This is a genomic window from Streptomyces sp. R21, from assembly GCF_041051975.1.
Taxonomy (GTDB): Bacteria; Actinomycetota; Actinomycetes; order Streptomycetales; family Streptomycetaceae; genus Streptomyces.
The window spans coordinates 8440734-8460000 of the sequence record NZ_CP163435.1 but is presented as its reverse complement, the minus strand read 5'-3'; the positions used below and the strand labels follow the sequence as shown (position 1 = coordinate 8460000).

Annotated in this window: 15 protein-coding genes; 10 read left to right on the top strand and 5 right to left on the bottom strand. The window is 70.8% G+C overall.

Annotated features, from left to right (window positions below):
- Window positions 1-397 precede the first annotated feature (397 nt).
- Window positions 398-847, top strand: a complete 450-nt coding sequence (locus tag AB5J56_RS37665; protein ID WP_369239697.1) for a PTS glucose transporter subunit IIA — start codon at window positions 398-400, stop codon at window positions 845-847.
- 76 nt (window positions 848-923) lie between these two features.
- Window positions 924-2594: a phosphoenolpyruvate--protein phosphotransferase gene (ptsP, locus tag AB5J56_RS37660; protein ID WP_369239695.1), complete on the top strand. Its 1671-nt coding sequence runs from the start codon at window positions 924-926 to the stop codon at window positions 2592-2594.
- A 100-nt stretch (window positions 2595-2694) separates the two neighbouring features.
- On the opposite strand, the gene AB5J56_RS37655 is transcribed toward ptsP, so the two are convergent.
- Window positions 2695-3588 (bottom strand): hypothetical protein, encoded by an 894-nt coding sequence (locus AB5J56_RS37655; protein WP_369239693.1) that lies wholly within the window; start codon window positions 3586-3588, stop codon window positions 2695-2697.
- A 22-nt stretch (window positions 3589-3610) separates the two neighbouring features.
- Window positions 3611-4819, bottom strand: a complete 1209-nt coding sequence (locus AB5J56_RS37650; protein WP_369239691.1) for an MFS transporter — start codon at window positions 4817-4819, stop codon at window positions 3611-3613.
- A gap of 111 nt (window positions 4820-4930) precedes the next feature.
- Between AB5J56_RS37650 and AB5J56_RS37645 the strand changes: the two genes are divergently transcribed.
- Complete coding sequence (locus AB5J56_RS37645; protein WP_369239690.1) at window positions 4931-6250, top strand: aminotransferase class I/II-fold pyridoxal phosphate-dependent enzyme; 1320 nt, start codon at window positions 4931-4933, stop codon at window positions 6248-6250.
- On the opposite strand, the gene AB5J56_RS37640 is transcribed toward AB5J56_RS37645, so the two are convergent.
- Entirely contained in the window at window positions 6251-8227 is a 1977-nt protein-coding gene (locus tag AB5J56_RS37640; protein ID WP_369239689.1) for an acetoacetate--CoA ligase, read from the bottom strand.
- Window positions 8228-8440: 213 nt separating this feature from the next.
- Between AB5J56_RS37640 and AB5J56_RS37635 the strand changes: the two genes are divergently transcribed.
- The gene (locus AB5J56_RS37635; protein WP_369239687.1) at window positions 8441-10807 is read left to right on the top strand and encodes a TIM-barrel domain-containing protein; all 2367 of its coding nucleotides are present in this window, start codon (window positions 8441-8443) and stop codon (window positions 10805-10807) included.
- A gap of 31 nt (window positions 10808-10838) precedes the next feature.
- On the opposite strand, the gene AB5J56_RS37630 is transcribed toward AB5J56_RS37635, so the two are convergent.
- Together AB5J56_RS37630 and AB5J56_RS37625 are read right to left on the bottom strand one after the other, a co-directional pair.
- The gene (locus tag AB5J56_RS37630; RefSeq protein ID WP_369239685.1) at window positions 10839-11375 is read right to left on the bottom strand and encodes an NUDIX domain-containing protein; all 537 of its coding nucleotides are present in this window, start codon (window positions 11373-11375) and stop codon (window positions 10839-10841) included.
- A gap of 82 nt (window positions 11376-11457) precedes the next feature.
- Entirely contained in the window at window positions 11458-12267 is an 810-nt protein-coding gene (locus AB5J56_RS37625) for a M15 family metallopeptidase (RefSeq protein WP_369239683.1), read from the bottom strand.
- 320 nt (window positions 12268-12587) lie between these two features.
- On the opposite strand from AB5J56_RS37625, the gene AB5J56_RS37620 reads away from it, so the two are divergent.
- From AB5J56_RS37620 to glpK, 6 genes are all read left to right on the top strand, one after another.
- Complete coding sequence (locus AB5J56_RS37620; RefSeq protein ID WP_369243030.1) at window positions 12588-13013, top strand: Zn-ribbon domain-containing OB-fold protein; 426 nt, start codon at window positions 12588-12590, stop codon at window positions 13011-13013.
- A complete protein-coding gene (locus AB5J56_RS37615; RefSeq protein WP_369239681.1) occupies window positions 13010-14200 on the top strand; it encodes a lipid-transfer protein in 1191 nt (396 codons plus the stop codon). The genes AB5J56_RS37620 and AB5J56_RS37615 overlap by 4 nt, the downstream gene beginning before the upstream one ends.
- A 135-nt stretch (window positions 14201-14335) precedes the next feature.
- Complete coding sequence (locus tag AB5J56_RS37610) at window positions 14336-15994, top strand: EAL domain-containing protein (protein WP_369239679.1); 1659 nt, start codon at window positions 14336-14338, stop codon at window positions 15992-15994.
- Between the two features lie 78 nt (window positions 15995-16072).
- The gene (locus AB5J56_RS37605; protein WP_369239677.1) at window positions 16073-16603 is read left to right on the top strand and encodes a hypothetical protein; all 531 of its coding nucleotides are present in this window, start codon (window positions 16073-16075) and stop codon (window positions 16601-16603) included.
- Window positions 16604-16938: 335 nt separating this feature from the next.
- Complete coding sequence (locus AB5J56_RS37600) at window positions 16939-17673, top strand: MIP/aquaporin family protein (protein WP_369239675.1); 735 nt, start codon at window positions 16939-16941, stop codon at window positions 17671-17673.
- 13 nt (window positions 17674-17686) lie between these two features.
- Complete coding sequence (gene glpK / locus AB5J56_RS37595; RefSeq protein ID WP_369239673.1) at window positions 17687-19207, top strand: glycerol kinase GlpK; 1521 nt, start codon at window positions 17687-17689, stop codon at window positions 19205-19207.
- Window positions 19208-19267 lie beyond the last annotated feature (60 nt).

The window sequence follows — 19267 nt, the reverse complement described above, 5'->3', positions numbered from 1 at the left end:
ACGCTGTTGAGTTCTCAAGGAACGGACGCTTCCTTTGTACTCACCCTCTCGGGCTTTCCTCCGGGCGCTTCCCTTCGTGTTCCCAAACTCTATCAGGGTTTTTCCGTCTCTCTGACCACGGTCCCGCAGGCATGCAGAACCGGACCCCGAGATAGGATCCGACAAGTTGGGTGCCGCCAGGCAAGGACGCTTGGTCGCGCCGCTCAGCCTCAAGCAGGAGTACGACTGTACACGCGGGCCAGGAGCAGGCGCAAATCGTTTGTGCTGTGCTCTAGGGCCGTCAACCGGGACCTCTCGTGCGGAACCGGCACTTCATATGACATACCCTGCTCAACAGTGCGCCGTCCGGTACAGGCAGTGACGGCCCATATGAATCTCCACCCCTGGGAGGCTTCCCATGACCACCGTGACGTCCCCTCTTGCAGGACGCGCCATCGGACTCGCCGCAGTGCCGGACCCCGTCTTCTCGGGAGCGATGGTCGGCCCCGGCACGGCGATCGACCCCGTGCGTGAGCCCTCTGAGGCTGTCGCCCCCGTGGACGGAGTCATTGTCTCGCTCCACCCGCACGCCTTCGTTGTCGTCGACGCAGACGGCCACGGTGTGCTGACCCACCTCGGCATCGACACCGTGCAGCTCAACGGCGAGGGCTTCGAGCTCCTGGTCAACAAGGGCGACACCGTGACGCGCGGTCAGGCCGTCGTCCGCTGGAACCCGGCTGCCGTCGAGGAGGCCGGAAAGTCCCCGGTGTGCCCGATCGTGGCCCTTGAGGCCACGTCCGATTCCCTCGTCGACCTCCGTGAGGACGGTGACGTGAAGTCGGGCGACCAGCTCTTCGCCTGGCACTGACGTCAGCCCGTACCAAAGGGCAAGCAGGCAACCATCGCGGCGGCGGGACCCGCCGCACAAATCGGAGACGGGTGAGATGGAGACAACGCTGCGAGGCGTCGGCGTGAGCCACGGTGTGGCGATCGGCGAGGTTCGGCACATGGGAACGGCGGTTCTGGAACCGCCTGCCAAGCAGATCCCGGCGGAGGACGCGGAGCGCGAACAGGGGCGCGCCCGCAAGGCCGTGGAAGCTGTGGCGGCCGACCTGATTGCGCGCGGCAATCTGGCGGGGGGCGAAGCCCAGCACGTACTCGAGGCGCAGGCCATGATGGCCCAGGACCCCGAGCTGATGGCGGATGTGGAGCGGCGGATCGCGGTCGGCAGCACGGCCGAACGCGGGGTCTACGACGCGTTCGCCACCTATCGCGACCTGCTGGCAGGCGCCGGTGAGTACCTCGCCGGGCGCGTGGCCGACCTCGACGACGTGCGGAATCGTATCGTCGCCCGACTGCTCGGGGTTCCCATGCCGGGTGTCCCGGACAGTGACGAGCCGTACGTCCTTATCGCGCGTGACCTCGCGCCGGCGGACACCGCGCTGCTCGACCCCACGCTCGTGCTCGGTTTCGTCACCGAGGAAGGTGGGCCGACCAGCCACAGCGCGATCCTGGCGCGAGCACTCGGTGTGCCCGCGGTGGTCGCGCTGCCGGGTGCGGGTGAGCTGAGTGAAGGCACCGTGATCGCGGTGGACGGCAGCACCGGTGAGATCTTCGTGGAGCCGAGTGCCGAGAAGAAGGCACAGCTGGAGGCGGCTGCCGCGGAGCGCAAGGCCGCGTTGTCCGCGTCGAGCGGACCTGGTGCCACCTCCGACGGGCACAAGGTGCCGCTGCTCGCCAACGTCGGCGGTCCCGCGGACGTCCCGGCTGCCCTCGAGGCTGGGGCCGAGGGCGTCGGTCTGTTCCGTACCGAGTTCCTCTTCCTCGACGACAGCAAGTACGCGCCGACCGAGGAGAAGCAGGTCGAGGCGTACCGGCAGGTTCTCGAGGCGTTCCCCGAGGGGCGCGTCGTGGTGCGCGTGCTGGACGCCGGTGCGGACAAGCCGCTCGACTTCCTGACGCCGGGCGACGAGCCGAACCCCGCGCTGGGTGTGCGGGGTCTGCGGACGCTGCTCGACCACCCCGAGGTGCTGCGTACGCAGCTGACCGCCCTGGCGAAGGCCTCGGAGGGGCTGCCGGTCTACCTCGAGGTCATGGCTCCGATGGTCGCGGACCGCACCGACGCCAAGGCGTTCGCCGATGCCTGCCGGGAGGCCGGACTGCGGGCGAAGTTCGGCGCGATGGTAGAGATTCCGTCGGCCGCGCTGCGGGCTCGGTCGATCCTGCAAGAGGTCGAGTTCCTGTCGCTGGGGACCAATGACCTGGCGCAGTACACCTTCGCCGCCGACCGGCAGGTCGGCGCGGTGTCCCGTCTGCAGGACCCGTGGCAGCCCGCGCTGCTCGACCTCGTCGCGCTGTCCGCCGAGGCGGCGAAGGCCGAGGGGAAGAGCTGTGGTGTCTGCGGTGAGGCCGCGTCGGATCCGCTGCTCGCCTGTGTGCTGACCGGTCTGGGTGTCACCTCCCTGTCGATGGGGGCCGCGTCGATTCCTTATGTCCGCTCGACTCTCGCCAAGTACACGCTGGCGCAGTGCGAGCGTGCTGCCGCAGCGGCGCGAGCCGCGGACACGGCCGAGGACGCGCGGACGGCGGCTCAGGCGGTGCTGTCCGGCGAGTAGCCGGAACACTTCGTCGGGCGGCCGCTCCGTTCGGCCTGATCCTGGCGACGTATGAGTGCCGAGGGGCGCTCCACCTACGGGTGGGGCGCCCCTTTTGCTGTCAGTGGATGTGCCCCGCCCCCTGTCCCTGCTCGCCGAGGTCGGGTGGGAAGCAGTAGTCGACACCTGATTCCGGGGAGACGAGGTCGCCGGATTCGACGTCGGTGCAGTAGGCGTCGAAGACCTCACCGGCGGTGAGGGGTTCCAGACCGTCGCCGCGCAGGCGCCATCCGTAGACACGGTCGGAGGTGTCGGGGGTGGTGACGCGCAGGACGAGTCCTCCGGCGCTTCCGGTGGCCAGGCCGAGGGCCAGGACGGTGGTGAACTCGAGGGCTTCTGTCTCGTCGAGTCGGGTGGTGCCTTCGGATTCGTCGGCGGTTCGGAGTACGGCGACGAGGGTTTCGGGCGATGCCGAGACACTGCAGACAAGATGGCAGGCACCCGGGCCGGCGGTTTCCAGGATGCGCGTGAGCAGGTGGGAGGCGCGTGCGAAGGCCGCACGTCCGATGTCCTCACCGCAGGAAGCGCAGTTGCCGATGCGGGCCAGGAGTGTCGTCGCGTACTGCCAGGTCGCCTGGCGGATGGCTTCGTCGACGAGGTCCGGGACGAGTTCGGCGAGGGGCTGTCCCTCGTACGGAAGGGTGGGGCCGGTGGTGGCCAGTTCGGCCGTGAAGCGGGTGCGGCTGGACGCGGCGTCGGGTTCGAGGCCACTGTCGGCGCAGAACTCCGCGTACTCCTCGGGGTCGAAGAGGGCCACGGTGGTGTGGCCGCCCTGCGCGGCGAGTGTCCTGAGCAGGGCTTCGACCTGTTTGAGGTAGGCCGTGTGGTCGTCGAAGGTGAAGGTGCGGTAGCGCCGCATCGCCGTGAAGTCCTGCTCGTCGGTCAGCAGGCCGATGGTGCCGGCGATTTCCCGGCGCAGGACGCGTCGCATGGTCTGGTGCTGGGTGTGCGCCATGTTTCCCCCTGTGCGCAGTCGATCAATGCTCACTCACAGTAATCGGCGCCACTGACAACGGCGGTCGGACCAGCGGATCGCGCACCAGTCGGTGTTGAACAATGCAGGTCAGAGCGATGAAGGCACCGAAGACGGTCCAGCCGGCGGGGCCGGTCGCGATGGCCGCGGTGACCGCCAGTGGTCCGATGCTGCGTTGGGCGGACTGTGCCAGGCCGTGGGCACCCAGGTAGGCGCCCTGGGCCGTGTCGGGGGCCAGGGCGAGAGAGAGCTCCCAGGAAACGGTGGCGTGGAGCATCTCGGCGGCGGTGAAGGCGACGGCCGAGGCGGTGAGGAAGAGGGTCGCGGTGAGGGTCCCGCCGGTGGCGGAGAGGGCCATGGTGGCGCCGCCCAGGGCGAAGGCGGCGGAGAGCGGGAGCAGGAGGGCGCGTGCCGCGGCCGTGGTGGCGCCGAACCTGGCCAGCGGGACCTGGAGGGCCACCACCATCACGTTGTTGAGAACCATGAGCAGCGGGGCGAGGCCGTGCGGTGCGTTTGTGGAGTGTGCGATCCACAGTGGGAGGCCGACCTTGAAGACAGCGTCGTCGAGGAAGAGGACGGTCTCGGTGGCGACGTAGGCGAGGTAGGTGCGGTCGCGCCACGGGCTGGTCGTCGTGAGGGTCGGGGCCGGGTCCTTGGACGAGGCGACCGTGCGGGAGGGTGACGGCGGTTCACCGCAGCGTGTGGTGAGGAGGGCGACGGTGGCGAAGGAGAGTGCGTCGCCGATGAGGAGCCATTGGTACGCGGCTCTGGTACCGAGGGCGAGGGCCGCTGCTGCGGCGAGGCCGCCCAGGGCCCAGCCCGCGTTGGCGACGGTCCGGTTGACGGCCTGGTAGCGCACGCGGTCCGGTCCCGAGACACGGGCGGCGTACAGCTTGGTGAGGACGTTGGCCGCGCGGTCTCCGAGGCTGCCGACGGCCGAGATGGCCAGCAGCAGGGCGTAGTTGTCGGTAGTGAGCAGGGCGACGGACGCAAGGGCCCGCAGGATCTGGAGGGCGATCAGGACGTGGGTGAGGGGCAGCCGGTCGGCGATGCGGCCGCCGAGTGGAGCGCCGGCGATGCCGATGGCCCCGGACACGGCCGCGAGGGTGCCGACCTGGGCGACGGTGAGACCGGTGACGTAGGTGAAGTAGAGGACGGAGACGGAGGCCCACAGACCACTGCCGATCCGGTCGACCAGGGCGATCCAGAGCATTCTTCGGCCGTCGGGGCCTCCTGGTATGCGGGTCGACCACGCGGCTGCGCGACGCATCGGACTCACTGCTCCCCCTTGCTTCCATTTATGTATTGATACATACTTGGCAACGTGGCAACACAATATGTGATCACGGGTGCGACGGCCAAGGGAATTGCCTCGTCGGTCGAACGAGGAGTGTCCGAGGGCGCGTTGGGACCGGGGGCCGCGCTGCCGCCGGTGCGTCGGCTCGCCGACGAGCTCGGGGTGAGCCCGGGGACAGTCGCGACGGCCTACCAGGAGCTGCGACGGCGCGGAATCGTGGTGACGCGCGGGCGCGGGGGGACGGTCGTGGCCGCGGCCCCGGCGGTCGCGTCGCGTCGGCCTCCCAAGGTCCCCGCCGGGCTGCGCGACCTGGCGGGCGGACACCCGGACCCCGAGTGGCTCCCCCGGCTCGTACCGCCCTCCCAGCTCTCCCCCGGCGCGCGATCGCATCGCGGCACGCCCCGCCTTGCGCGGCTGGAGGAAGCCGTGCGCGACTGGCTGGGGCCGGACGGTGTGCCCACGGAGCATGTGACCTTCGCACACGGGGCCCTGGATCTGATCGGGCGGCTGCTGTCGGTGGAGCTGCGTCCGGGGGACGCCGTCGCCATGGAGGACCCCGGGTATCACCACCTGCTGGATCTCGTGACGGCGTTGGGGCTGCGTACGGTCCCGGTCGCCGTGGACGACCAGGGAGTGCGCCCCGAGGCGTTGCACGATGCGCTGGGCGCGGGCGTACGGGCGGTGGTGTGCAGTCCGCGTGCGCAGAATCCGTACGGCGGGTGCTTCTCTGCCCAGCGCCGGGACGCACTGGTGGAAGTCCTTGAGCAGGAGCCCGATGTGCTGGTCGTGGAGAACGACCATGCGTCGGCTGTCGCGGACGCGCCTCTCCACTCGCTGGCCGCGGGCGGTCTGGCGCGGTGGGTGCACGTACGGACCGTCAGCAAGTTCCTCGGCACCGACCTGCGGTGGGCCGCGGCGGCGTGCGATCCGACGACCCTTGCCCGCCATGACGGCCGACTGCTGCTGACCTCGGGGTGGGTCAGTCATCTGTTGCAGGAGACGGTGTACGGCCTGTTGGCGGACGCGGGCACGCGCGCGTTGGTCGCGCGGGCCGAGGAGGCGTACGCGGCACGGCGGAGTGCGCTGGTCCGGGAGCTCGGTGCGCGGGGTGTCGGGGCGCACGCGGTGAGCGGGATGAACGTGTGGGTGCCCGTGCGGGATGAGTCCGATGTCGTGAACGGGCTGCGGTCCTACGGGTGGTGGGTCGCCGCCGGGTCGCGGTTCCGGCTCGCCTCCGCGCCCGGTGTGCGGATCACGGTCGCCGAGCTGGAGCCCGTCGACGCGGCACGGCTGGCCTCGGACTTCGCTGCCGTGCTCGGCGAGTCCGAGGCCACCTACGGGGGTTGATCAGGCGCGCTTGCGGGCCAGCTCTTCGTAGAAGCGCAGCAGTTCGACGTTGTCCACGGAGCCGAGGTTGACCGCCTTCTCCAGGGGCGAGCCCTGGAGAAGGCGCTTGACGGGGACCTCGATGCGCTTGCCGGTGAGGGTGTGCGGGACGCCGGGCACCTCGATCACCTCGTCGGGGACGTGGCGCGGCGAGAGCTGTTCGCGGATGGTCTGCTTGATGCGGTTCAGGAGGGCTTCGTCCAGGACGGCCCCAGGGGCGAGGTGCACGAACAGGGGCATCCAGTAGCCACCGTCGGGCTGTTCGATGCCGATGACGAGCGACTCCTTGATCTCCGGAAGGCGCTCCACGGCTTCGTAGATGTCGGCTGATCCCATGCGCACGCCCTGGCGGTTGAGCGTGGAGTCGGAGCGGCCGTGGATGACGACGGAACCTCGGGAGGTGACGGTGATCCAGTCGCCGTGGCGCCACACGCCCGGGTAGGTGTCGAAGTAGCTGTCGTGGTAGCGGCTGCCGTCGGGGTCGTTCCAGAAGCGGATGGGCATGGACGGCATCGGGTTGGTGACCACGAGCTCACCGACTTCGTCGGTGAGCGGTGTGCCGCTGGGGTCCCAGGACTGCAGGTCGGTGCCGAGCCCGGGCGCCTGGAGTTCGCCGATGTGCACCGGGAGCGTGGGCACGGCTCCTGCGAAGCAGGAGCACACGTCGGTGCCGCCGCTGACGGAGGCGATCCACAGGTCGGCCCCGCTCTCGGCGAACTCGTCGTGCAGCCAGCGGAAGCCGTCCGGCGGCAGCGGCGAGCCGGTGGTGGCGACACACTGCACCCGGGTGAGGTCGAAGTCGCGGGCCGGGTGGACGTCCGCCTTGCGGCACGCCATGACGTACGCGGCGGAGGTGCCGTAGAGCGTCGCGCCGGTGCGTTCGGCGATGCGCCACTGGGCGGCCGTGTCCGGGAATCCCGGGCTGCCGTCGTACAGGACGATCGTGGTGCCCGTCAGCAGACCGGAGACGAGGAAGTTCCACATCATCCAGCCCGTGGACGTGTACCAGAAGAAGCGGTCCTCCGGGCCCAGGTCGCAGTGCAGGCCGAGCTGTTTGAGGTGTTCGACGAGGATGCCGCCCTGCGACTGGACGATGGCCTTGGGCAGGCCGGTCGTGCCGGAGGAGTAGAGCACCCACAGGGGGTGGTCGAAGGGGACTTCTTCGAAGACGGGCTCCACGTCGGCCGCGGTGAGGGCGGACCATTCCAGGGCGCCTTCAGGGGCCTCGGTGCCGAGCAGCGGGATGTGGACGACGGCGCGCAGGGTCGGCAGTTCGCGGCGCAGTTCGGCGACGGTGTCGCGGCGGTCGTGCTCCTTGCCGCCGTAGCGGTATCCGTCGACCGTGAACAGCACGACGGGCTCGACCTGCTGGAAGCGGTCCAGGACGCTTCGGGCGCCGAAGTCGGGGGCGCAGGACGTCCAGACGCCCCCCACCGCGGCGGTGGCCAGGAGGGCGACGACGGCCTGCGGGATGTTCGGCAGGTAGCCGCTGACACGGTCTCCGGGGCGTACGCCGAGGGCCCGCAGCTCTGCGGCGAGAGAGCCGACCTGGCGGCGCAGTTCGGACCAGCTCACCGGGGTCGGTTCGTGGGTCTCGTCGACGTGGAGGAGGGCGGGCGCGTCCGCGCGGGTCGCCGCCGCGCGCAGGGCGTGCTCGGCGTAGTTGAGGGTCGCCCCGGGGAACCACTCGGCGCCCGGCATGGAGCGGTCGCCGAGTACGCGCGCGTAGGGGGTCGAAAACCGTACGTCGAACCATTCGGCGACGGCCTTCCAGAACGTCTCCAGTTCGTCGACCGACCAGCGGTGCAGCGCCGCGTAGCCGCCGTCGGACGGGGCTCCGTGGTGCTCGGCCGCCCAGGCCTGGAACTTCGTGATCTGCGCCTGGGCGATACGGTCCCCGTCGGGCTGCCAGAGCGGCAAGGGGTTCGGGGTGGACATGGGGCGGCTCCCGGACTGTGCGCGTTGTGTGCGTCGGTCGCGCACGAGCAGGGGTGTGCGCGTCACGCGGCTGACACGGACGATGCCATGTGATCGACTTCTACACCAGGGTGCGCCACACATAGTCGGCAACGTGAAGATGTGCTGCCACCACGGGTGAACGGCAGTTGAACGACTCACCCATATGGCGCCGTCAATGGCAGGGTGAGCAGCATGAACGGTCGTGACCTGGTGCGCTCGGTGAAGGCGGTTGGTTCGGCGGGGGCGGCCCAGGGGCTGCGGACCGTGCAGGCGGCGTGGCGCCGGAGGCGTGCCGACGCCACCGGGCTGCCGCAGCGGGGGGCCGAGCGCGCCCGGGTGCCCGGGCCGGTGCGGGGTGTGGAGCCGGGGCCCGGCGGCGGTGTCGTCCGGTTCACGCGGTCCGAGCTGCGGATCGTCGTCACGGTCAACGGAGCCGTGTTCTGGGGCTGGGACGGGGCCGGTCCCGAGCCGTCGTACGCCCTCGCGGGCCGCTGCCCGGAGCCGGACCCGCGAGCGGTCCTGGAGCCGGACAAGGACGGCGGGTGGCGGGTCGTGTCCGAGCGGGCCACGGTCGTCGTCTCGCGGCACGGCGCGATCGAGGTGCAGACCCCCGGCGGTGTGGTCCTGCGCCGTGATCTGCCGCCTCGGTGGTGGGAGCCGGTCGCAGGCGGCGCGGCACGCTGGCTGCAGCGCTCCGAAGTGGCCGCCGACGCACGGTTCTTCGGTCTGGGCGGGCGCGCGGCGGGCCCCCGGTTGCGGGACGGAACGTATCGGCTGTGGAACACGGATCCCGGGCACACCTTCGCGCCCGGCGATGATCCGCTGTACATCACCATGCCCGTGCAGATGATCGTCTCCGACGCGGCCGCCCATCTGGTGTTCCACGACACCTCCTGGGACGGCACGGTCCAGCTGCGCGAGGGCGAGGAGGGCGCCGGTTCCGGGCACGACCGGGCCGGGACGAGCGAGCTGCGGATGGACGGCGGTCCGCTGCGCTGCTGGGTGATGGTGGGCACCCCCGCGCGCGTGCTGCACGCCTGGGTGTCGCTCACCGGGGCGCCCGCGCTGCCCCCGGCGTGGGCGCTGGGGCACCATCACGCGCGATGGGGCTTCGGCAGCGAGGAGGAGGTGCGGCGGATCGTCGCGGGCTATCAGGAGCGCGGGCTTCCGCTCGACGCTGTCCACCTGGACATCGACCACTACGACGCTCATCAGGTGTTCACGGTCGACCGGGTGCACTTTCCCAAGCTGCCGGTGCTCGCCGAGGAGCTGCGCCGCGACGGCATACGGCTGGTGTCGATCGTCGACCCGGCGGTCAAGGCCGAGCCGGGCAACGCCGTGTACGACAGCGGCATGGTCGAGGACGCGTTCGTGCGGGACGCCGGGGGTCGGCTCGTCCGGGGCGCCGTATGGCCCGGGGAGTCGGTGTACCCGGATTTCACGCACGCGCGCGTGCGGCAGTGGTGGGGCCGGTTCTACGAGGAGCGGCTCGCGCAGGGGTTCTCCGGGTTCTGGCACGACATGAACGAGCCCACGTCGTTCACGGCCTTCGGGGAGAACACGCTGCCGCGTTCGGCACGGCACTCCCTGGAGGGGAGGGGCGGGGACCATCGTGAGGCGCACAACGTGTACGCGCTGTGCATGGCCCGGGCCGGGTACGAGGGCCTGAGCGAACTGACCCCCCAGGAGCGGCCGTTCCTCTTCTCGCGCTCCGGATGGGCCGGCCTGCAGCGCTACGGCGGCACCTGGTCCGGGGACGTGGCCACGGGCTGGCCGGGGCTGCGGGCGTCACTGTCGCTGGTGCTGGGACTCGGGCTGTGCGGGGTGCCGTACTCGGGGCCCGACGTGGGCGGTTTCGACGGGAGTCCGTCACCGGAGCTGTACCTGCGGTGGTTCCAGCTCGGCGCGTACCTTCCGCTCTTCCGTACGCACGCGAGCCTGCGGGCCGGGCGCAGGGAGCCCTGGGAGTTCGGCGACGACATCCTGGAGCACGCGCGCGTGGCGCTGGTCGAACGGCGCCGTCTGCTGCCGTACTTCATGACGCTGGCGCATCTGGCCCGCCGTACCGGGGCGCCGTATGTGCGCCCCTTGTGGTGGGGTGCTCCCGAGGACCGGGCGCTGCGTGACTGCGAGGACGCCTTCCTGCTCGGCGACTGCCTGTTGGTGGCGCCGGTGCTCGACCCGGGGGCGGACCGGCGTGCGGTGCAGCTGCCGCGCGGGCGCTGGTACGACACGGTGACCGAGAAGGCGTACGAAGGGCCGGCTCAGGTGCTCGTGGAGGCGCCCTTGGGGCGGATTCCGGTGCTGGCCCGTGCGGGCGCCGTCGTGCCTGTGCGGGGTGACGACGGCGGCCTGGAGCTGGAGGTGTGGGCTCCCGCGCGCGGGCGCGTCGGGGGCGGGCTCGTCGTGCCCGACGGAGGAGACGGCTGGGACGAGCCCGAGCTCGAACGCTATGTGGCGCGTTGGCAGGGGCAGCGGGTGGTCGTGCGACGGGACGGGGACGACGGCCCGAGCGTGCCGTCGTATCCGGTGCGGGTGCGAGGCCTCGGAACACCGTGACGGGTCGCCGGGCGGGCCGGCAGCGGCCCGCTCAGATGTAACGGCCCTCGAACCAGGCGCGGACCGCCAGGGTGTGCAGTGGAAAGGCCAGTTCGGCCGGTCTGCGCAGCAGATGCCAGCCTTCCGTCTCGTCCGTGGCGGTGGACGGCGGAAGGTCGGCGGCCGGGCGCTCCGGGAGCGCGCCGAAGAGCAGCAGATGCCCGGCGGGGGAACTCATCGCGTCGGCGAGCCGTACCTCGCGGCTCGCCGCGTCGATGCCGGTCTCCTCCTTGAGTTCCCGGACCACGGCGTGCCGCCAGTCCTCCCGATGGTCGATGAACCCTCCGGGCAGAGCGATGCCCCCGCGCGCGGGAGCGATGGTCCGGGTGATGACCACCAGAGAGGTGCCCCTGCTGTCGTACACGGGCTGCAGGGCCACGGCTACGGGCAGAGGGTTGCGGTAGGCCACCGTGCCGCAGGCGGCACAGGTGCGGGGCCAGCCGGAGACGCCATCTCCGTAGGGCGCTCCGCAGCTCGAACAGTGGGAGTCCGGCGCGAAGTCGGCGGGTGGGTGCGGGGTTGCGGACACGCCGCGGACTGTAGCCGATCACCGCAGGGACGTCTGCGGCGGGCGGGCCCGCACCCGTGCTCCGAGGCGGGCCCGCGCCGGCTCAACGGGACGGAGTGAGGGACTTCTTGGAGACCGGGAAGTCGAAGTAGGTGTCCGGGTAGGGCTCGGGCTTGTACGTGAAGTGCCACCACTCCTCGGCGAGGTTGACGAAACCGAGGTTATCCAGGGTGCCCTTCAGGAGGAGTCGGTTGGCGCGCTGGACGCCCTGGATGCGCGGGTCCAGGGTGTGGGCGAGGGTGTCGAAGCAGTCGAAGCCGGTGCCCATGTCCACGGAGTTGTCGGGAAAGCGTTCGCCCTGGGGCCCGTAACAAGGCACCAGGGTCTCTCCGGGGACGTACGGCCGGGTCGGCATGGCGGGCAGCCGGACGATGGTCAGGTCCATCGTCGAGCCGCGGCTGTGTCCGGACTTCTCGGCGATGTAACCGTCCTCGAAGAGGCGGGTCTTGTCGACCTGTGGATAGAACTCGGCCTTCATCGCCTGGTCGTCGAGGTCCTCGGCCCAGCGGACGAAGTGGTCGACGGCGCGCTGCGGGCGGTAGCAGTCGTACACCTTGAGGGTGTAGCCCTGGCGCAGCAGCCGTGTCTGGGCCTTGTGGAGTGCTTCTGCGGCGGGCCGGGTCAGGATGCAGATCGGCTGCCGGTAGCCGTCGATACGCTCGCCCACGAAGTTGTGCGGGGTGAAGTAGCGCATCTCCTGGATGATCGTCGGATCCACGGATCTCAGGGCCACGAAGTCCTCGGGGGCCTTCGGTTCGGGCTTCGCCTGGGCCGTGGCGGAGGCGGCGGTCACGGCCAGCAGGGCGGCGAGCGTGGTCACCAGTCCGCGCAGGGCGGTGGAGAGTCGTGTCATGCCCCCTGCATCTATCAGGCGCGGACTCCCCGTGGGAAGCGATCGCATACAACCCCGCCCTCTCGGAGGTACCTGATGCGCGCGCTGCCTCCCGTCGCGCGCCGTCCCCTCGCACGGAAAGGAGGGACGGCTCGTACGGAAACGAGGGACGGCCGGAGCCACCCCCGTGGGCCCCGGCCGTCCCTCCCGATACTCCGACGCCGCAAGGGCCTGCATGGTTCTCCGTGACGCCCTGCCGAATTACGGTTGCCCGTGGCACACTTCTGACGTTCCGTCAGATCCAGTGCCATGGAGGGGTCTTGTCGCGTACACGCACACCTGTGGTCGCCGGATGGTTCTCCGGGGACGGGGACGACTTCCGGCTCATCGGCACGCGCTGCTCGGCGTGCGCCTCGGTCTTCTTTCCCCGCGAGGACGCCTTCTGCCGCAATCCCGGCTGCCCGGGCGGCGAGCTCCAGGAGGTCCCACTGTCCCGGCGGGGCCGCGTCTGGTCGTACACGGACAGCCGCTACCGGCCTCCGTCACCGTACGTGTCCGATCCGGAACTCTCGTGGGAACCGTACGCGTTGATCGCTGTGGAGCTGGAATCCGAGCGGATCGTGGTGCTCGGTCAGACGGTTCCCGGGGTCACCGTCGCCGATCTGACGGTGGGCATGGAGGTGGAGGTCGTCCCCGGGGTGCTCAACGAGGACGCGGAGACGACCTGGACGACATGGCACTGGCGGCCCACGGGGGTGACGGTATGACAGGCGAGGTGGCGGTGCTCGGGGCGGGCATGCACCCGTGGGGCAAGTGGGGGCGGAGCTTCGTCGAGTACGGAGTGGTGGCCGCGCGCGCGGCGCTGGCCGATGCCGGGGTCGGCTGGCGGGACGTCGGCTCGATCGTGGGTGCGGACACGGTGCGCGGTGGCTATCCCGGGTACGTGGCGGGGGCGACATTCGCGAAGGCGCTCGGCTGGCAGGGGGCGCGTGTCGCGAGCGTGTACGCGGCGTGTGCGTCCGGGGCGCAGGCGCTCAACACGGCCCGGGCGCAGATCCTGGCGGGGCTCGCGGACGTGGTGCTCGTGGTGGGCGCGGACGCGGCGCCCAAGGGGTTCTTCCGCCCTGCAGGCGGAGAGCGGCCGGATGATCCCGACTGGCTGCGGTTCCGGGTGCTCGGGGCGACGAATCCGACGTACTTCGGGCTGTTCGCCCGGCGGCGGATGGCCGTGCACGGGGACACGCTGGAGGACTTCGCGCAGGTCAAAGTGAAGAACGCCGCCCAAGGGGCGCTCAATCCGAACGCGCGCTACCGCAAGAGGGTCACCGCCGACGAGGTCGCCGGGTCCGCGGTCGTGGCCGATCCGCTGCGGCTGCTCGACATCTGCGCCACCTCCGACGGAGGCGCCGCGCTGGTCCTGTCCAGCATGGAGTTCGCGCGACGCCACGGGGCGGCGGACCCCGTACGGATACGGGCGGTGTCCACGGTGACACCGCGCTACCCCAGCACGGTGCTCGACCTGCCGGACATCGCGACCGACTCCGCGGCCACGGTGGCGCCGGCGGCCGAGACCTTCCGGGCGTCGATCGCACGGACGGCCTACGAAGAGGCGGGCATCGGTCCCGAGGACCTCTCGCTCGCCGAGGTCTACGACCTGTCCACGGCACTGGAGTTGCAGTGGTACGAGGACCTTGGGCTGTGCGCCGAGGGCGAGGCCGCCAAGCTGCTGCGCGAAGGCGCCACGGCGCTCGGCGGACGCATACCGGTGAACGTCAGCGGCGGACTGGCCTCCTTCGGAGAGGCGGTTCCGGCGCAGGCCATCGCCCAGGTGTGCGAGCTGACCTGGCAGTTGCGGGGCGTCGCGGGTGACAGGCAGGTCACGGGTGCGCGGGTGGGGATCACCGCGAACCAGGGACTGTTCGGGCACGGGTCTTCGGTTGTCGCGGTGCGGTGATTCCCCGTCCGTGCACCCGCCCCCTCCCCCCCGCGTTCGGACAGGTGTGCGCACCCAGTGTGACGAGTCGGGAATCGTGCGTGAACAGCTCATGAATCGCGCCCGGGCGTGCGCCCGCAGCGCCATCATGCTGCCGTGCCCTCCTGGACGAACGCTCTTCGCTTCGCCTTCCAGCCGATCGTCAACCTGACGACCGGAGGAGTCACGGCGCTGGAGATACTCGCCCGTCCGGAGACCGGCGACATCCTGGCGCAGGCCCGTCGCGACCCGGAACTCGACGGCCGTCTGGCCGCGTTGGCGATCCGGGCGGCGGCCCAGAAGGAGACGCTGCTGCCGCTGCACGTCAATGTGTTCGCGGGGACCCTCGCCGATCTCGGCGGGCTCGCCGCGCTGCGCGACGCGGTGCGCGAGGCCGGGCGGCGGCCCTGGGAGGTGACCATCGACGTCGGCCCGCCGTTCACGCACGTGCCGCAGCTCGCCCTGCTGGAGGCGGTCGCCGCGCTGCGCGCCGAGGGCTTCCGGATCTGCGCGGACGGAGTGGGCGACGGTGACGCACCCCTGCGGCTGCTCACCGACCTCGCCCCGGACCTGATGAAGCTCGACGTCTCCCTGCTGGCGCGGCCCGCGGCGGTCCGCGCGATGCGGACGCTGTGCGAACAACTGGGCGCGCTGCTGTCCGTGGAGGGGGTCGAGACCGAGCGGCAGTGCGCGGCCGCGATCGCGGCGGGCGCGCAGTGGGCGCAGGGCGAGCTGTTCGCGCCGCCTTCGCGGCTGCCGGCAGCGGACGTATACGTTCCGGCGCTCTCCCCCGCCGCCCTCGCGACGCCGCGATCGGGGCCGCCCGTACGGCAGTTCGTGCGGCCCGCGGCGCTGCTGCCCGCCACCGCGTCGGCCGGGCAGGTACGGGCGCTGCTCACGGGTTCTCCCGACGTCTCCGGGGTGTTGCTCGTGGACTCGACCGGGGCGCCTGTCCGGTCGGTGCACCGCTCCCGGTTCCTGCTGTCGATGTCGGGGCGCTACGGGCATGCTCTGTACGCCGACCGGCCGGCCGCCAAGCTCGGCGACGCGCCGCGCACGGTCGGCGTCGACGCCACCGCGTGGGAGGTCCTCGACGTGGTGGCGGTCGGGGACCGGGACCGTACGTCCGACGATGTCGCGGTCGTCGACCACTACGGGCGGTGCGTGGGCGTCGTACGGCTGGCGGATCTCGTACGGGCGCTCGCCGAGAGCCGGGTCGAGGAGGCGGCAGCGCTCAACCCGCTGACCCGGCTGCCCGGTTCGGACGCGATCACCGGCGAGGTGGACCGGCGGATCGCGGACGGCCGGATGTTCGCACTGAGCTGGCTGGACGTCGACCACTTCAAGCAGGTCAACGACGGAGCGGGGTTCGCGGCGGGCGACGAGCTGATCCGGGCGGTGGCCCGGGCGCTGCAGTACGCCGCTACCGGGGCGACGCGGGTGGGGCACATCGGCGGCGACGACTTCCTCGTCCTCGCGGACCCGGACTCGCTCGACCCGTTGGCCGCCTCGGTGCTCGACGCGCCGTGGTCGGCGGGCGGGCGGGCCGTCACGCTGTCCCTGGCCACCGTCCTGTGCGCCCCCGGAAGCGTCAGCGACCATCGACAGGCCGCCGCCTGCCTGGCACCCCTCAAACAGGCCGCGAAGGCGCTCAGCGGTGCGAGTTGGGTGCTGGGCCGCGCGGGCCTGCCGGGGCAGGAGATCCGCCGCGGCTCGGGGACCGCGTCGGCCCCGGCCCAGGCCGGGTGCGCGGCGGGCGAGCCGAGCCGGGGCTGATCCGGAGGCGGGCTGATGGGAACACGCCCTGGCGAAATGCAGGTGCTCGAAGCAGGGACATCCTGCGAGGCTGCGGGCATGACGGAGACGACCCCCTACGACGCCGACCGTGCCCGCTTCCCCCGTGAGTCGCTGGCGCGCCTGGCCCTGTGCGACCACGCCGTGGACGTGGCCGGTGCCGCGAGGGGCCTGGTGGCCACCGGGAACGACGGCGACACCGGCCCCGGCGGCCGGGTGGGGCAGGCGCTCCAGCTCGTCCGGCTCGCCGAGCGCGCGCTCGCCTCGGCCGTGATCTACGAGCGCGAGCGCGGCAGTTCCTGGGCGGACATCTCCGAGCACCTGGGGATCGGGGCCGCGGAGGCCGAAGCACGTTTCTCTGCGGATCTGACCGACTGGGACACGGCCTTCGACGTCCCCTATCGACTGGACGAGACCGGCCGCAAACGCATACCGCAGCTCCCCACGGCTGCCTACGACCCCGCCTGGGCCTGCACTCATCTGGACCGCTGGGCGTACATCAACCGCCTGGGTGTCGATGAGAAACACGCCGTGAGTTCCGGTCTGGCAATGACGGCACCGGACGAAAGCACCCCGCCGGTCACCCCGTAGCCGCATCCGTCTCCGCGGGAAAGCTGTGGGCCTCGCACCGCGATCGCGGTCCCCAACCGGTGCGGTCCACGACCTTGACGCCCCCTGGGCGCCGGTGAACACTTCCGGATGTCAGTCGGCATTGCCGCATTCGGGCGTCTCCAGGCACTGCGCCGCTCGGGTTCCCGCCTGTATCAAGGGCCATCCCCCACAGGCGATTCCGGCGCGACGGCACGCTCGTCACGGACGCCGGGCGGGGCGCGGGTTCTCCCTGTCCTCGGCTGAAGTAGCCATGGGAAACGCACCCTGCACGGTGGCCCGGAGCGCTCCGTTCCGGGCAAGGCCTAGGAGCCGCCATGAGCAACGGAGACATCTTTGTCGGCGAGTTGATCGGCACTGCGATTCTGATTCTGTTCGGCGCCGGCGTGTGCGCCGCTGTCACGCTCAACAAGTCCAAGGCGCAGGGCGCCGGTTGGGTGGTCATCGCGTTCGGATGGGGATTCGGAGTGCTCGCCGGCGCCTATACGTCGGCGCCCCTGTCCGGAGGGCACATCAACCCGGCCGTGACCATCGGCTTCGCGATCGAGGGCACGACCAAGTGGGAGGACGTGCCCTTCTACATCCTCGGGCAGCTCGCCGGAGCGATGATCGGGGCCGTCCTGTGCTGGCTGCTCTACCTGGGCCAGTTCAACCTGAACAGAGAGAATCCCATCGAGACGCTGGGGATCTTCTCGACCCGGCCCGAGATCAACAACCCGGTGCAGAACCTCATCACCGAGATCATCGCCAGCATCGGCCTGATGCTGCCCATTCTGGCCATGGTCGGCGGCGACAAACACGTGGCGGGCATCGGCGACGCAGGCCTGCCCGTCCTGCTCATCGCCCTCCTCGTCGTAGGCATCGGCCTGTCGCTCGGCGGCCCCACCGGGTACGCCATCAACCCGGCCCGCGACCTGGGGCCGCGCATCACGCACGCGCTGCTGCCGATTCCCAACAAGGGTACTTCGGAGTGGAGTTACTCCTGGATCCCGGTGGTCGGCCCGATCGTGGGTGCCGCCATCGGAGCCGTGATCTACAACGCAGCCTTCTGACGAAGGGGACGTCATGCCGGACAACGCCCAGAAGTACGTTGCCGCAATCGACCAGGGCACCACCTCCAGCCGCTGCATCATCTTCGACCAGGGCGGCGCGATCGTCGCCGTCGACCAGCGCGAACACCGCCAGATCTTCCCCAAGCCCGGCTGGGTGGAGCATGACGCCACCGAGATCTGGTCGAAGGTGCAGGCGGTGGTCGCGGGAGCGATCGCCAAAGCCGGGCTGCGGGCCGACCAGCTCAGCGCGCTCGGCATCACCAACCAGCGGGAGACGACGGTCCTCTGGGATCGCGCCACGGGCAAGCCCGTGCACAACGCGATCGTCTGGCAGGACACCCGGACGTCCGCGCTCTGCAACGAACTGGGCGGCTCGGACGGGCAGGACCGCTTCCGCGAGCAGACCGGACTGCCGTTGGCCAGCTACTTCTCCGGCCCGAAGGCGGCCTGGCTGCTCGACAACGTGCCGGGCCTGCGCACGCGCGCCGAGCGCGGCGAGATCGCCTTCGGGACCATCGACTCCTGGCTGATCTGGAACCTGACCGGCGGCACCGACGGCGGACAGCACGTCACCGACGTGACCAACGCGGGCCGCACCATGCTGATGAACCTCGAAACGCTCCAGTGGGACCCTTCCATCCTCTCCGCGATGAACGTCCCCGAGGCGGTCCTGCCCGAGATCAGGTCCTCCTCCGAGGTGTACGGCACCGCTGTGGGCCAACTCGCGGGCGTGCCCGTCGCGTCGGCGCTCGGCGACCAGCAGGCGGCGGTGTTCGGTCAGGCCTGCTTCGACGTGGGCAACGCGAAGAACACCTACGGAACGGGCAGCTTCCTGCTGCTCAACACCGGTAACCGGCCCGTCCCTTCGAAGAACGGCCTGCTCACGACGATGGGATACAAGATCGGCACCGAGGCGCCGGTCTACTGCCTGGAGGGCTCGATCGCGATCACCGGCGCGCTGGTGCAGTGGTTCCGCGACCAACTGGGCATCATCCGTTCCGCCGACGAGATCGAGACCCTGGCGGCGAGCGTCGACGACAACGGCGGCGCCTACATCGTGCCCGCGTTCTCGGGTCTGTTCGCCCCGTACTGGCGCTCCGACGCGCGAGGCGTCGTCACCGGGCTCACCCGGTACGTCACCAAGGCGCACCTGGCCCGTGCGGTGCTGGAGGCGACGAGCTGGCAGACCCGCGAGGTCGTGGACGCCATGTACCAGGACTCCGGGGTCAACATCACGATCCTCAAGGTCGACGGCGGCATGACCAAGAACAACCTGCTGATGCAGCACCAGGCGGATGTGCTGGGCGTCCCGGTGGTCCGCCCGAAGGTCTCCGAGACGACCTGCCTGGGCGCCGCGTATGCGGCCGGGCTCGCGACCGGAGTGTGGAACGACCTCGACGAGCTGAAGTCGCACTGGCAGAAGGACGTCGAGTGGACGCCGTCGATGGCGGCGTCGGTGCGTGATCACGAGTACCACAACTGGCGCAAAGCGGTGGAGAAGAGCTTCGGCTGGCACGAGGACGGCGTCGGCTGAGATCGAGGTCGCTGAAAAGCGGGCTCCACGCGCGCGTGCGTCCGGCGTGATCCACGCGCG